This window comes from Streptomyces sp. NPDC059852 (genome assembly GCF_042731455.1).
Lineage (GTDB): Bacteria > Actinomycetota > Actinomycetes > Streptomycetales > Streptomycetaceae > Streptomyces.
In genome coordinates, this window is the sequence record NZ_JBHWJK010000011.1 from 176,693 (window position 1) to 190,926 (window position 14,234).

Sequence of the window (14,234 nt, forward strand, 5' to 3'; positions counted from 1 at the left end):
CGGCCGATCCGTCAGTCGCCCTTGTCCTCGCGTTCCCGCCCCGGCAGGAACTCCTGCAGCTTCGCCTTGAAGCCCTGCTTGACCATCGCGCCGCGGTCCGCGTCGCCCTTGAGGATCGCCGACGCCGTCGCCTCCATCTGTTCCCATGTGGCGTGCGGCGGGATCGGCGGGACGGCCGGGTCCGTCACGAACTCCACGACCGCGGGGCCGTCCGCGGCCAGCGCGGCACGCCACGCCGGCTCGACGTCCTCCGGGCTCTCCACGCGGATGCCCGTCAGGCCGAGGGAGCGCGCGAAGTCGGCGTACCGCACGTCTGGCAGCTCCTGGGACGGGAGGAAGGACGGGGCGCCGCCCATGGCGCGCATCTCCCAGGTCACCTGGTTCAGGTCCCGGTTGTTGTAGACGGCCACCACCAGCCGCGGGTCCTCCCACAGGTCCCGGTACTTCGCCGCCGTGATCAGCTCCGCCAGCCCGTTCATCTGCATCGCCCCGTCCCCGACCAGCGCGATCGCCGGGCGGTCCGGGTGGGCGAACTTGGCGCCGATCGCGTACGGCACCCCGCAGCCCATCGTCGCCAGCGTCCCCGACAGCGAACCCCGCATCTCCGCACGGAACGTCAGGTGCCGGGCGTACCAGTTGGACATCGAGCCCGAGTCCGAGGTGACGATCGCGTCGGCGGGCAGCAGTGGGTCCAGGGCGCGGGTGACGTACTCCGGGTTGACCGGGTCGGCCGACAGCGCGGCCCGCCGCTCCATCACCTCGTGCCAGCGCGCCACGTTGTCGCACACCGTCTCGAACCACTCCCGGCCGCGCTCCTGCGACCGGATCAGCGGGATCAGCCGCTCCAGCGTGGCCTTCGCGTCACCGATCAGGTTCACCTCGTACGGGTAGCGCATCCCGACCATGTGCGGGTCGATGTCGATCTGCACGCCCCGCGCCTTGCCGAAGTCCGGCAGGAACTGCGAGTACGGGAAGGACGAACCGATCGTCAGCAGCGTGTCGCAGTCCCGCATCAGCTCGTACGACGGGCGGGTGCCCAGCAGGCCGATCGAGCCGGTGACGTACGGCAGTTCGTCGCTCAGGACGTCCTTGCCGAGCAGCGCCTTCGCGACGCCGGCGCCCAGCAGTTCGGCCATCCGCTCCACCTCGGCCCGCGCGCCCGCCGCGCCCTGGCCGACCAGGATGGCCACCTTGTCACCGGAGTTGAGGATCTCGGCCGCCTGCCGGACGGAGTCCTCGGAGGGGACCGTCGTCCAGGAACCGGACTCGAGGCTGGACGGCACCATCTTGAACTCGTGTGTCGGAGCGGAGTATTCGAGCTCCTGGACATCCCCGGGGACGATGACGGCGGTGGGGGCGCGACGCGCGTACGCCGTGCGGATCGCCCGGTCAAGGACGTTCGGCAGCTGCTCGGGGACCGTCACCGTCTCCACGAAGTCCGAGGCGACGTCCTTGAACAGCGTGTGCAGGTCGACCTCCTGCTGGTACGACCCGCCCATCGCCGTGCGATGCGTCTGGCCGACGATGGCCACCACCGGCACATGGTCCAGCTTGGCGTCGTACAGGCCGTTCAGGAGATGGATCGCGCCCGGCCCGGAGGTCGCCGCGCAGACACCGACCCGGCCGCTGAACTTGGCGTAGCCGACCGCCTGGAACGCGGACATCTCCTCGTGCCGGGACTGCACGAACCGCGGCCGGTTCTCCGCGCGGCCCCAGGCGGCGAGCAGGCCGTTGATGCCGTCGCCGGGGTAGCCGAAGACATGCTCCACCCCCCAGGCACGCAGACGTTCCAGGATGTGGTCGGCGACCGTGGTGCTCATGCGGGACCTCCAGGGGATTCCGGGGACTCCGGGGACGGGCGGCACCGCTACGTGTGACCGCGAACCCCGGCGGAAAACCCGCGCCCGGTGTTTGGGTACCCCACTCGGGGGCAGGCGGACAGACAGTGCTTCGGACAGGAGGCACGTCCGTGGGGCCGGTGCGTCCCGGACGGGTGTGCCCGGTACCGGAGCGCTCGGCGTTTTCCCGCGGTGACCGCCCCACCCGAGCACGTGACCGAGGGAGTTGCCAGGCATCATGCCCACTCCAGTGACATCCAGGAAGCATCCGCACGACGACGCGCCCGACACCGCCGCCGACTTCCGCACGCTCGCCGCGCTGCCCGACGGCCCGGAGCGCGACGCGCTGCGCGGGCGCATCGTCGAGGCGTGGCTGCCCATGGCCGACCGGCTCGCCGGTCGCTTCCGCAGCCGCGGCGAGAGCCTGGACGACCTGCGCCAGGTCGCCGCGCTCGGCCTGGTCAAGGCCGTCGACCGGTACGACCCCGAGCTCGGCAACGCCTTCGAGAGCTACGCCGTGCCCACCATCACCGGTGAGATCAAGCGGCACTTCCGCGACCACATGTGGACCCTGCACGTGCCGCGCCGCGTGCAGGACCTGCGCAACCGCGTCCGGTTCGCCGTACAGGACCTGCAGACCGTCTCCGGCCACCGCCCGAGCGTCGCCGAGATCGCCGCGCACGCCGACCTGAGCGAGGCCGACGTCCGCGCCGGCCTGGAGGCGCTGGAGAGCTTCACCGCGCTGTCCCTGGACGCCGAACTGCCCGGCAGCGACGACGGCTACTCCCTGAGCGACGCGCTGGGCTCCGTCGACCCCGCCCTCGACACCGTCGTGGACCGCGAGGCCGTCGCCCCGCGCCTGGCCGCCCTGCCCGAGCGGGAACGGGCGATCCTCTACATGCGCTTCTTCGGCGACATGACCCAGAGCCGCATCGCCGAACAACTCGGCATCTCCCAGATGCACGTCTCCCGCCTGATCACCCGCTGCTGCTCCCGCGTCCGCGACCAGGTCCTGAACGACGACGACTCCTGACGTGACCGGCACACAGCCCGGCGGACCGGACTCCTCCGACCGGGCTGGCGTGCCTCTCGCCCACGCGACGACACGGCAGGCGCCCTGAGACGGTCCCGGCCGTGACAGGCGTTCTCCGCCGCGGACCGCCCTACCCCCTCCCCAGTCCCCTTCCCGTCACATCACCCGCTCGGCCGCCCCCCGTCCCGCGAATGGGGTCCGGCCGCGCGCGCTCGTGTGGGGGGCGGGCTGTCATGGCTGAGGGGCACGCGTGCCCGTAGCCCGCAGCCGTCGGCCGAAGGAGTCCACCCCATGCGCCGCACCGTCCGCGCCCTGTCCGTCGCCGCCCTGGCCGGTGCCGCTCTGGGCGCCGGCGCCCAGGCCGCCGTCGCCGATCCGACGGCGGAGGTCGGGCCGGCCTCCGTCACGCCCGGCGAGTCCGTCACCGTGACGGTCACCTGCGATCCGGTCGACGGCGCCGCGCCCGCCACGCTCGACGCCGTGTCACAGGCGTTCGAGGACGGCACCGTGCAGCTTCAGCGGGTCAGCCAGGACGAGGGGTCGGACGCCGGGCCCGTCTACCGGGGGGCCGCGCAGATCTCCCCGGCCGAGAACTTCGAGGACGACCCGGACGCGGCCGGGCCCGGGTCCGGCTGGACCGTCGACGGCACCTGCCCGGCGGCGGCCGGGACCGAAGGGGCCGAGTGGAGCGCGCCCCTCACCGTGGCCACCGGGTCCGAGGCCGACACCCTGATGGCCGGCAGTGTCGGTGCGGGGGAGGAGGACGCCGCCGCTTCCACGCTCACCGCGCCGGGGGAGGGCGGCAAGGGCGACGGCGGGTGCACCGAGCCGTCCTGGGGTGGCGGCTCCGGGCAGTGGGGGGACGGTGGGGCGTCACAGAGCCGGCCACGGCCCGAGGCTTCCGGCGAGTGGAAGGGCGACAAGGGCGGCAGGACCCGGCCCCCCGAGCCCTCGCCCTGTGAGACGTCCGCCGTCCCCGTCGACCCGGCCGTCCCGGGCGGTGTGAAGGCCGGGCAGGGCGGTGTCTTCACCGACTCCGTGCCCGCCCTGGTCGGTGGCGGCGTCCTCATCGCCGCAGCGGCGGGCGGCGCGGTGTACCGGCTGCGCCGCAGGACACCGGACGGACGGCGGGCGTGACCCGGCGGCGACCGGGCCCCCGCACGCGGGCGGCGGCCGTGACCCGGCGGCGATCGGGCTCCGCAGGCCGGAGGCGGCCGTGACCCGGCGGCCACCGTCCCCCCGCACGCGGGCGGCGGGCGTGACCCGGCGGCGACCGGGCCCCGCCCGCCCGAGGCGACCGCGCCCGTGTGACAGGCGCGACGCCCGCCGGCGGTCATGGAACGGATGACGATGGGTACGCAGAGCGCGACGGGTACACGACACACCGTGCGGCTCATACGGCGGCTGGCACAGCACGGAGGTACGGATGCGCCGGACGGACCTCGAGGGCCGCGGCCCCGTGCGCTTCGGGCCACCCCTGCCCGACGACGGACTGCCCGTCCTGCCCGAACTGGCCGGTGTGCTCGCAGCCGCCGCCGGCCGGACCGCGAGCGAGCCCGTCGGCGGCGGTGCCGCGCTCCTGGAGGCCGCGTGCGGCTACTGGGACCGGCGAGGCCTGCCGACCACGCCGGAGCGGGCGGTCGCCGCCCCCGGCGCCCCCGCCCTGCTGCTGGCACTGACGGCCGCGCTCGGCGGTGACGTCCTGGTGCCCCGGCCCTGCGCGGCCTGGTGGGCGCCGTACGCCCGCCTGCTGGGCCGCCCCGTCTTCCACGTGCCGACCCCCGCCGAGTCCGGCGGTGTCCCCGACCCGTACGCCCTCCTGGAGACCGTCCGCCGGGTCCGCGCGGAGGGCGGGGACCCCCGGCTGCTGGTGCTGTCGCCCGCCGACGACCCGGCCGCCACCGTGGCCCCGCCCGAGGTGCTGCACGAGACCCTGGAGGCCGCCGCCGCCGAGGGGCTGCACCTGATCAGCGACGAGACCTGGCGCGACACCGTGCACGCCCCCCAGGAGACCGTGCTGCTCAGCCCCGCCGAGATGCTCCCCGAGCAGGTCACCGTCGTCACCGACCTGGCCGGCGCCCACCTCCCCACCGGCTGGCCGGCGGCCGTCGCCCGGTTCCCGGCCGGCGCCGCCGGGGACGGCCTGCACGCGCGCGTACTCGACGTGCTCACCGCCCTCGGCGCCCGCGTTGCGGCCCCGGTCACGCTCGCCGCCGGGTACGCCCTGGCCGAGCCCGAGCCGGTCACCGCCCGCATCACCGCGACCGTCCAGCTGCACGCGCGGCTCGCCGCCGCCGCGTACGCGGCGGCCGTGGACGCCGGAGCCCTCGCCCGCCCCCCGCAGGCCGGACGGCACCTCTACGTCGACCTCGGACCGCTGCGCGCCGGGCTGTCCGGCCACGACGTGGGGGACGCGCAGGACCTGGAGGACTTCCTCGCCGGCCGGCTCGGCATGCCCGCACCCGGCGGCCACCGCTTCGGCGACGACCTCGGCGAACTGCGCGTCCGGCTGTCCACCGGAGCGCTCCTCGACGGCACCGACGACGAGCGCGCGGAATGCCTCACGTCCCCCGCGCCGTTGGAACTGCCGCACGTGCGACGCGCGTTGACCCACCTGAAGTCGGTCTTCGACGAACTCCGTGACGACGCCGAGCGATGGGAGACCCCTCGATGACGCAGCAGTCCGACTCGGCCACACCCGCCCCCTCGCGCACGCCCCTGAAGCAGTCCACCGCCCCGGCCCCGCCCGCTGCCCAAGTCTCCCCCGCCGCCTCCCCTTTCCCGCAACCGGCCGCGCCCCGCCCGCTCGCCGAGCGCCGGGTGTGGCCCCGCACCTTCCACGACCGGCTCACCGCCCCGCTGCCCGGCCTGCGGGCCTTCGCCCGGTTCGCCCGCGAGGGCGCGATCCGGCCCGGACGGGACGGCCTCGCCGACGTGCCCCGGCTGCCCTTCGCCCCGGCCCCGCTGCCCCGCGTCGACGCCCGCACGGTCGCCGTCTCCTGGGCGGGGCACGCCAGTTGGGTCGTGCGGATCGGCGGCCTGACCGTCCTGACCGACCCGGTCTGGTCGCGCCGCATCCTCGGCACCCCGGCCCGCGTCACCCCCGTCGGCATCCCCTGGGACACGCTTCCGCGCGTCGACGCGGTCGTCATCAGCCACAACCACTACGACCATCTGGACGCCCCCACCCTGCGCCGACTCCCGCGCGACACCCCCGTGTTCGTACCGGCCGGCCTCGGCCCCTGGTTCCGGCGCCGCCGATTCACCCGGGTCACCGAGCTGGACTGGTGGGAGGCGGCCGAACTGTCCGGTGTCCGCGTCGACTTCGTGCCCGCCCACCACTGGTCCAAGCGGACCCTGCTCGACACCTGCCGCAGCCTGTGGGGCGGCTGGGTGCTCACCGCGCCCGACGGGCAGCGTGTGTACTTCGCCGGGGACACCGGCTACGGGCACTGGTTCTCCCGCATCGGCGAGCGCTACCCCGGCATCGACCTGGCCCTCCTGCCGATCGGCGCGTACGAGCCGCGCTGGTGGCTGAGCGACGTCCACTGCGACCCCGAGGAGGCGGTCCGCGCCGCCGAGGACCTGGGCGCCCGCAGGATGGCGCCGATGCATTGGGGCACGTTCGTCCTGTCGGCGGAGCCCGTCCTGGAGCCGCTCACGCGTGTGCGTGCCGCGTGGGAGCGGGCCGGCCGGGACCGGGCGGACCTGTGGGACCTGCCGGTGGGAGGCTCGCGCGTACTGGAGCGGCAGCCCGCCGGGCGTACGACCGAGGCGCGCGGGGAGGCCCGCGGATGACGTGACCCGAGCCGTCGGCCGGACCTCAGCCGGCCGATCGCAGCCGCTTCCAGACGCTGGGCGCCGCGCTGATCAGCAGGGTCAGCGCGACCGCCGCGACCACGCCCTCCCACGGCTCGGGGAACAGCGAACCCCCGAGGATCCCGATGAGCTGGTACGTCACCGCCCAGGCGACGCACGCCGGGAGGTTGCCCCGGGCGAACCGCCGGATCGGCCACTCGGCGAGCAGGCACGCCAGCATCACCGGCAGCCGGCCTGCCGGCACCAGCCGGGACAGCACCAGCACCGCCACGTCGTGCTCGGCGAGCTTGCGCTGGGACTGCTCCAGCCGGTCCTCGGGAGCCCGCGAACGGATCGCCTCCAGCCAGCGCGAGCCGTTCTTCGAGCCCATGCCGCGCCGCCCCAGCCAGTACAGCGTCGCGTCCCCGAGGAACGCCGCCGTCGACGCCGTCACGAACACCAGGGCCAGCGACACCGGCGACGCCTGGTGGAACGCCACCACCGCCGCCGAACTCACCAGCGCCCCCGTCGGCACGACCGGCACCAGCGCCCCGACCAGCACGAGCAGGAACAGCGAGGGATAGCCCAGCGCCTGCTGCGCCGAGCCGGGTGCCACGGTCGTCGTGACAGCGCCCAGGAACGTCACCGGAACACCTCCGGGCGCACGCTCTCGCCGTGCGCCGGCCGGTGCACCGACACGCCGGGCGCGCGCTCCGCCGCGAGCCGCGCGAACTCGTCCCCCGGCGTATGGAACTCATGGGGGCGCACGGCGTCCATGCCGATCGGCCAGTACGTGCCGTAGTGCACCGGGACCGCGCTGCGCGGACCGAGCAGCGCCAGCGCCTCGGCCGCGCGCCCGGCGTCCAGATGCCCGTCCCCCAGGAACGGCCCCCAGCCGCCGACCGGCAGCAGCGCCACGTCGACCGGGCCGACCTCCTTCGCCATCGTCTCGAACAGCCCGGTGTCCCCGGCGAAGTACGTCCGCGCCTCACCCTCGACGACATAGCCGAGGGCGGGCGAGCGGTGCGGGCCGACCGGCAGCCGCCGCCCGTCGTGCCGTGCGGACACCGCCCGTACGGCCAGGTCACCGACGCCCGTCACGTCTCCGGGCGCCATCTCGGTCAGCCGCAGATGCCGCAGCCGGCGCAGACCGGGCACCGCACGGGGCGCACCTCGGGGCACGAGCAGCCGGGTGCCGGGCGCCAGCCGGGCCAGCGACGGCAGATGGAGGTGGTCGGCGTGCAGATGGGAGACCAGCGCGACGTCCGCGTGCCAGGCGCCCGGCGGCGGCAGCGCGCCCCGGCGCCTGCGCAGATGCGCGAGCCGGCGTGCGAACAGAGGGTCGGTCAGCACACGTATGTTCGCGTCCTCGACCGTGCAGGTGGCGTGCCCCCACCACGTGATCTCCACCGGCACCTCTTTGCCTCCTTCGTGCGCCTCCCCGAAGCGTACGGGCTGGAGTAGGGTCGGCGGCGAAATCCGGAGGTGAGGGGGGACGCCCATGGGGTCGACCGCGGTGCGGGTCACGGCGATCGCCAGTCTGACGCCACTCGAGGAGCTGGACGCCGACCCCTTCCTGGTGGACTCCCGCAGCCAGCACGCCATGTGCGCCCACTGGGCCGCCCGGCACGGCTACGTCGTCGCTCGCGAGCTGCTGGTCCGCCGGCTGCGCACCGACCACAGCGTCCTGTGGGAGGGCGTGCGCCCCGGCCTCGACCTGTTCGTGGCACCCAGCCGCCGCGTCCTGGAGAGCGCCCTGTCCTCCGTCGAGGAGTTCACCGCCGAGTGCGCCCGCCGCGGGGTCCGGGTGGAGACGGTGGGCGGCGCGGAGCCGTCGTACGACGCCCAGATGAAGGCCCGGGTGCACCGCAGACTGTCCATGCCGACGGCCGGCTACGACGGGCGCTGAGCCCGCGTACCGGCGCTGACCTGGGAACTCCCGAGGCCGTACGGCCGTTGTGTCAGGCTGGGGCCCAGGGCGGGCCGGACATGAGGTGGAGCGGACGTGCGTGGTGGGCGCTGGCGGCGGATCGCCAGTCAGATCGGGCGAAGCGTCGCCGTGTGGGCGGTCTCCACCGTCACCATGCTCGTGCTCGCCGGCATTCTGCCCGACTTCCAGCTCCAGTCGCCCGACGGTGACAGCGCCACCGACATCGCGGTCACCGCGGCCCTCGGCGCGGGCGCCTTCGGTGTCCTGTCGGCCGTGTTCTGGCCGCTCCTCGTCCGCCTCCTGCTGCTCGTGCCCGCCCTCGTGCTCGGCCTGCTGGTCTTCGCCCTCAACGGCGTCCTGCTGAGCGTCGCCCTGCGCCTGGTGCCCTCCGGCGACAGCGAGGCCGCCCCCGAGACCGCCGTCATCGTCGCCGCCGTCATGTCCGCGGTGGCCTCCGCGACCGGCGCCGCCCTGGCCGTCCGGGACGACGACGCCTACCGGCGGCGCCTGTACCGGCTGGCCGACCGCCGCAGACGCACCCTGCCGCCCGGCCCCTCCAGCCCCGGCACCGTCTTCGTGCAGCTGGACGGGGTCGGCCACGACGTGCTGCGCACCGCCGTCGACAAGGGCCTGATGCCCACCGTCGCCCGCTGGCTGGGCGGCGCGCACACCTCCCACCGTCTCACCCCCTGGCACACCGACTGGTCCAGCCAGACCGGCGCCAGCCAGCTCGGCATCCTGCACGGCAGCACCTACGACGTCCCCGCCTTCCGCTGGTACGAGAAGGCCGGCCGCGAGGTCATGGTCTGCAACCGCCCCACCAGCGCCGCCGAACTGCAGCGCCGCGCCGTCGACCGCACCGGCGACCCCGGCCTGCTCGCCGCCGACGGCGCCAGCCGCGGCAACCTCTTCAGCGGCGGCGCCGGCGAACAGGCCCTCGTGCTGTCCATCGCCACCCGCCGCCGCAGCCGTGAGAACCGCTCCCGCTCCGGCTACTTCGCGTACTTCTCCGACCCGGCCAACGCCGTGCGCACCGCCCTGTCCTTCGTCGCCGAGGTCGTCCGCGAGATCGGGCAGTCCACCCGGTCCCGCGCCCGCAAGGTCCGCCCGCGCGTCGGCCGCGGTGGCCTCTACCCGCTCATCCGCGCCTTCGCGACCGTCGTCGAACGGGACGTCGTCGTCGCCGCGGTGATGGGCGACATGCTCGCCGGCCGCACCGCCGTCTACGCCGACCTCGTCGCCTACGACGAGGTCGCCCACCACTCCGGACCGCACAGCGGCGACGCCGAGAAGGTCCTCGCCCGCCTCGACCGCTCCCTCGCCCTCCTCGAGAACGTCGCCGAGCACGCCCCCCGGCCGTACCGGATCGTCGTCCTCTCCGACCACGGGCAGAGCCCCGGCGAGACCTTCCGCTCCCGGTACGGACTGGGCCTCGCCGACCTCGTGCGGGCCGGCTGCGGGCTGCCCGTGCCACGCCGCGCCCGGCGCACCCACAGCGGCGCCGAGGCCCGCGCCGCCGTGCGCGCCGCGCTGCGCCGGCCCGTCGAGGAGGGCGCCGGGCAGCACCGCCCGCCGCGCCGCTCCGAACCGATCGTGCTGGCCTCCGGCAACCTCGGCCTGGTCTCCTTCCCGGACGTGCCGCACCGCATGACCAAGGAGGAGATCGACGCCCGCCACCCGGCGCTGCTGACCACGCTCGCCAACCACCCGGGCATCGGCTTCCTGCTGGTGCGCAGCGAGCGGCACGGCGGGGTCGTGCTCGGCGCGTACGGCGCCGAGATCCCCCTGGACCGGCTGGACGAGGACCCCGGCCCGCTGGAGGTCTTCGGACCGCACGCCGCCGACGCCGTGCGCCGCACGCACTCCTTCCCGAACACCGCGGACATCATGGTCAACTCGGCCTACGACCCGGCCGACGGGGAGGTTCTCGCGTTCGAGGAGCAGATCGGCTCGCACGGCGGGCTCGGCGGCGCGCAGGGCGAGCCGTTCCTGCTGTCGCCGCTCGCCTTCTCCCCGCCCGCCGAGGACGGCACGGACCTGGTCGGCGCCGAGTCCGTGCACCGGGTGCTGCGGCGCTGGCTGCGCGAGGCGGACGGACCGCAGGTGCCGGTGGCGACCCGGCCGCAGGAGCGGGCCGCCTGAAAAACCGGCTGCGTACGGCGGCGCCCGGCCACACACTGTTCGAGTCGCATCCCTCGAACACCCCAGGAGCCCCTGCCTTGCAGGCAGCCGTCACCGTCACACCCTCCCGTATCCCGGACCTCCTCCTCGGCCTCGCCACGGTGCGACCCGTCTTCCTCTGGGGCGCCCCCGGCATCGGAAAGTCCTCCCTGGTCAGGGAGTTCGCCGAGTCCCTCGGCCTGGAGTGCGTGAGCCTGCTGGGCACCCAGCTCGCGCCGGAGGACCTGATCGGCGTGCCGCAGATCCGAGACGGGCGCTCGGTGTTCTGCCCGCCCGAGGCGATCGCCCGCGACGAGCCGTACTGCCTGTTCCTGGACGAGCTGAACGCGGCCACCCCGGATGTGCAGAAGGCGTTCTACTCGCTGATCCTGGACCGCCGTATCGGCGACTACGAGCTGCCCGCCGGGTCCATCGTCATCGGCGCCGGCAACCGGGCCACGGACAACGCGCTCGCCCGGCCGATCGCATCGGCCCTGGTCAACCGGCTCACCCATGTGCATCTGGAGGCGTCCGCGAAGGACTGGCTGGCCTGGGCCGCGGGCAACGGCATCCACCCGTGGATCCTCGACCACCTCACCGACCGCCCCGACCACCTGTGGTCGAAGCCGCCGAAGACCGAGGAGCCGTTCTCCACGCCGCGCTCCTGGCACATGCTCTCCGACGCCCTGCACTCCTTCGGCCGGGACCTCGACGAGGAGACCCTGAAGGTCCTCGCGCACGGCACCCTGACACCGGCGCACGCCACCGCGTTCTGCGGGTACGTCAAGATCGTGCGCAGCCAGTACGGCATCGAGGCCATCATCAAGGGCGACGCCCGCTGGCCGCACCGGATGCAGGACCGCGACCTGCTCTACTACCTCGCCGAGTCGTTCCGTGGCCGGCTGATCAAGGAACTGCCCGCCGGCAAGGACCACATGTCGGCCGCCGGGCGCCAGACCGCCTACCGCGCCAAGGCGCTGCTGGTGCAGCTCGCGGAGATCTCCGTCGAGGTCGCCCAGAGCGTCATCGCCTCCGACGCCGACGGCAACCCCGGCCTGCCGTCCTGGTTCCTCGTGGAGGCCGCCCGCGACATGCCCCGGCTCGTGGAGGCGCGGCGATGAGCCCCCCCCAGGACAAGCGGAAGGAGAAGAAGAAGCGGGACCTCGCCGCCGAGGCGTTCACCGAGGGCCTGCGCCTGGTGCGGGCCAACCCCGCGCTCGCCGCCGTCCAGTTCGCCGTGTGCCGTCAGGAGAAGTGCGAGCTGGCACCCCGGGACGGCCTCGTCCGCGTCGACTCCGCCGGCGACCTGCACGCCCACCCGGACCGGCTCGCCGAACCCGCCGCCTGGGCCTGGGCGATCGCGCACGCCGTCCTGCACCTCGGCTTCGGGCACGTCCCGTCGAGGACGGGACCACCGGTGCAGCCCGACCGCGCCGACCTGGCCGCCCGCTGCGTCGTCGTCAACCGGTTCCTGCTCACCTTCCCCGTCGGCACCGCGCCCGACCACCTTCCGGCGGCCTACCCCGACGGCGACGAGGAGCGGCTGGCCGCCCGCTGGCGCCGCGACGGCGTCCCGCCCGCCTTCGAACGCTGCGGCACGGCGGGCCCCGACCCCGATCTGACGCTCCTGGAGTGGCGGGGCTGGTTCGGCTCGCCCCCCGACCACCAGCTCGCCTTCGCGACCGCCCTGACCCGGACCGTGTCCACCGCGATGGACATGGCGGGCGGCCGCCGCGACTCCATGGACGGCGAACCCGCGAAGAAGCGGCCCTGGCAGTGGGCCCTGGAGTGGTTCATCAGCTCCTACCCGCTGCTCGGCGGTCTCGCGGCAGGCATCGAACTGGTCGCCGACGCCGAACTCGCCCGCGCGCACGGCATCTCCGTCGCCGCCGTCAACGCGGAGGCCGGCGAGATCTACCTCAATCCGCTGCGGACGTTCGAGGACGAGGAGTGGCGGTTCATCCTCGCCCACGAGATGCTGCACGCCGCCCTGCGCCACGGCGAGCGGTGCGGCCCCCGCGACCCGTACCTGTTCAACGTCGCCTGCGACTACGTCGTCAACGGCTGGCTGCGGGACATGCAGGTCGGGCAGATGCCCGAAGGGCTGCTGTACGACGCCCGGTTCAACGGCCTGTCCGCCGAGGAGGTGTACGACCTGATCGCCGGCGACCCGCGCCGGATGCGCCGGCTGGCCACCCTGCGCGGCAAGGGCGCCGGCGATGTGCTCGGCACCCCGCTCGGCCCGCCCGGGGCGTACTGCGACCTCGACGAGTTCTACCGCAGGGGCCTCGCCCAGGGCCTCGACCTGCACCAGCGCCAGGAGCGCGGCTTCCTGCCCGGCGACCTCGTGCAGGAGATCCGCGCCCTCAGCCACCCGCCGCTGCCCTGGGACGCCCGGCTCGCCCGCTGGTTCGACGAGTTCGTGCCCCGCCCGGAGCCGCTGCGCAGCTACGCACGCCCCGCCCGCCGGCAGGCGTCCACCCCGGACATCCCGCGCGCCGGACGCTGGTTCCCGCCCGAGGAGGTCGCCCGCTGCACCTTCGGCGTCGTCCTCGACACCTCCGGCTCCATGAGCGCCGGACTGCTCGGCAAGGCGCTGGGCGCCATCGCGTCGTACGCCGAGGCGCGGGACGTCCCCGCGGCACGGGTCGTGTTCTGCGACGCCGGTCCGTACGACGCCGGCTACCTGGCGGTGACCGACATCGCGGGACGGGTCCGGGTGCGCGGCCGGGGCGGCACGGTCCTGCAACCCGGCGTCGACCTGCTGGAGCGCGCCGACGACTTCCCGCCCGGCGCCCCCGTGCTCGTCATCACCGACGCCGACTGCGACGTGCTGCGGGTGCGGCGCGAGCACGCGTACCTGATCCCGCCCGGGCGGCGGCTGCCGTTCACCCCACGTGGGCCGGTCTTCCGGGTGAGTTGAGCCGGAGTGTGATCGGATGGGGGACACGGGCCCTGCGAGAACGGGCCCACACGCGAAAGGAAGAACCGTGGCTACCACGCGCTCCGCACACACCGTCTGGGAAGGCAACCTGACCGAGGGCAGCGGTGTCGTCAACTTCGACTCCTCCGGTGCCATCGCGGCGCAGCCGGTCACGTGGGCCTCCCGCTCGCAGGACGCGAACGGCAAGACCAGCCCGGAGGAGCTGATCGCCGCCGCTCACTCCAGCTGCTTCTCGATGGCCCTCTCGCACGCCCTGAACGGTGCCGGCACCCCGCCCACCAAGCTCGTCACCTCGGCGGACGTCAGCTTCCAGCCGGGTGAGGGCATCAAGGGCATCCACCTCACCGTCGAGGGCACCGTGCCGGGCATCGACAACGACGCCTTCGTCGCCGCCGCCGAGGACGCCAAGGCCAACTGCCCCGTCAGCCAGGCGCTGACCGGCACGACGATCACGCTGTCCGCGAAGCTCGCCTGACCCCGCGCTGAGCGCCCGCTCAGTGCTGCGCGGCGCCCTTCCGTCCGGGTCCCCGT

At 74.5% G+C, this 14,234-nt stretch carries 12 protein-coding genes; 9 read left to right on the plus strand and 3 right to left on the minus strand.

Annotation, left to right across the window (positions count from 1 at the left end; translation table 11 throughout):
* Positions 1-11: 11 nt before the first annotated feature.
* The gene (locus ACFV46_RS17080; RefSeq protein ID WP_385498734.1) at positions 12-1,820 is read right to left on the minus strand and encodes a thiamine pyrophosphate-requiring protein; all 1,809 of its coding nucleotides are present in this window, start codon (positions 1,818-1,820) and stop codon (positions 12-14) included.
* Positions 1,821-2,076: 256 nt separating this feature from the next.
* On the opposite strand from ACFV46_RS17080, the gene ACFV46_RS17085 reads away from it, so the two are divergent.
* The 4 genes from ACFV46_RS17085 (at position 2,077) to ACFV46_RS17100 (ending at position 6,669) form a co-directional block, all read left to right on the plus strand.
* Positions 2,077-2,871 carry an RNA polymerase sigma factor SigF gene (locus ACFV46_RS17085; RefSeq protein WP_376727012.1) on the plus strand — a complete coding sequence of 265 codons (795 nt, stop codon included), beginning with the start codon at positions 2,077-2,079 and terminating at the stop codon, positions 2,869-2,871.
* A 291-nt stretch (positions 2,872-3,162) separates the two neighbouring features.
* Positions 3,163-4,008 carry a hypothetical protein gene (locus ACFV46_RS17090; RefSeq protein WP_361928039.1) on the plus strand — a complete coding sequence of 282 codons (846 nt, stop codon included), beginning with the start codon at positions 3,163-3,165 and terminating at the stop codon, positions 4,006-4,008.
* Positions 4,009-4,297: 289 nt separating this feature from the next.
* The gene (locus tag ACFV46_RS17095; RefSeq protein WP_385498735.1) at positions 4,298-5,545 is read left to right on the plus strand and encodes an aminotransferase class I/II-fold pyridoxal phosphate-dependent enzyme; all 1,248 of its coding nucleotides are present in this window, start codon (positions 4,298-4,300) and stop codon (positions 5,543-5,545) included.
* Entirely contained in the window at positions 5,542-6,669 is a 1,128-nt protein-coding gene (locus ACFV46_RS17100) for an MBL fold metallo-hydrolase (RefSeq protein WP_376727015.1), read from the plus strand. Before ACFV46_RS17095 ends, ACFV46_RS17100 begins: the two co-directional genes overlap by 4 nt.
* A 25-nt stretch (positions 6,670-6,694) precedes the next feature.
* Here the strand turns inward: ACFV46_RS17100 and ACFV46_RS17105 are convergent, their stop codons facing one another.
* Together ACFV46_RS17105 and ACFV46_RS17110 are read right to left on the minus strand one after the other, a co-directional pair.
* Complete coding sequence (locus ACFV46_RS17105; RefSeq protein ID WP_151786703.1) at positions 6,695-7,315, minus strand: DedA family protein; 621 nt, start codon at positions 7,313-7,315, stop codon at positions 6,695-6,697.
* Entirely contained in the window at positions 7,312-8,085 is a 774-nt protein-coding gene (locus ACFV46_RS17110; protein ID WP_361928046.1) for an MBL fold metallo-hydrolase, read from the minus strand. Before ACFV46_RS17110 ends, ACFV46_RS17105 begins: the two co-directional genes overlap by 4 nt.
* An 85-nt stretch (positions 8,086-8,170) precedes the next feature.
* Between ACFV46_RS17110 and ACFV46_RS17115 the strand changes: the two genes are divergently transcribed.
* The 5 genes from ACFV46_RS17115 (at position 8,171) to ACFV46_RS17135 (ending at position 14,178) form a co-directional block, all read left to right on the plus strand.
* Positions 8,171-8,578: a hypothetical protein gene (locus ACFV46_RS17115; protein WP_062666436.1), complete on the plus strand. Its 408-nt coding sequence runs from the start codon at positions 8,171-8,173 to the stop codon at positions 8,576-8,578.
* A 150-nt stretch (positions 8,579-8,728) separates the two neighbouring features.
* Positions 8,729-10,741, plus strand: a complete 2,013-nt coding sequence (locus ACFV46_RS17120) for a phage holin family protein (RefSeq protein ID WP_385498777.1) — start codon at positions 8,729-8,731, stop codon at positions 10,739-10,741.
* 77 nt (positions 10,742-10,818) lie between these two features.
* The gene (locus ACFV46_RS17125; protein WP_385498737.1) at positions 10,819-11,880 is read left to right on the plus strand and encodes an ATP-binding protein; all 1,062 of its coding nucleotides are present in this window, start codon (positions 10,819-10,821) and stop codon (positions 11,878-11,880) included.
* A complete protein-coding gene (locus ACFV46_RS17130) occupies positions 11,877-13,682 on the plus strand; it encodes a hypothetical protein (RefSeq protein ID WP_385498739.1) in 1,806 nt (601 codons plus the stop codon). Before ACFV46_RS17125 ends, ACFV46_RS17130 begins: the two co-directional genes overlap by 4 nt.
* Positions 13,683-13,749: 67 nt before the next feature.
* On the plus strand, positions 13,750-14,178 hold the full coding sequence (locus ACFV46_RS17135) for an OsmC family protein (protein WP_361928053.1): 429 nt from the start codon (positions 13,750-13,752) through the stop codon (positions 14,176-14,178).
* Positions 14,179-14,234 lie beyond the last annotated feature (56 nt).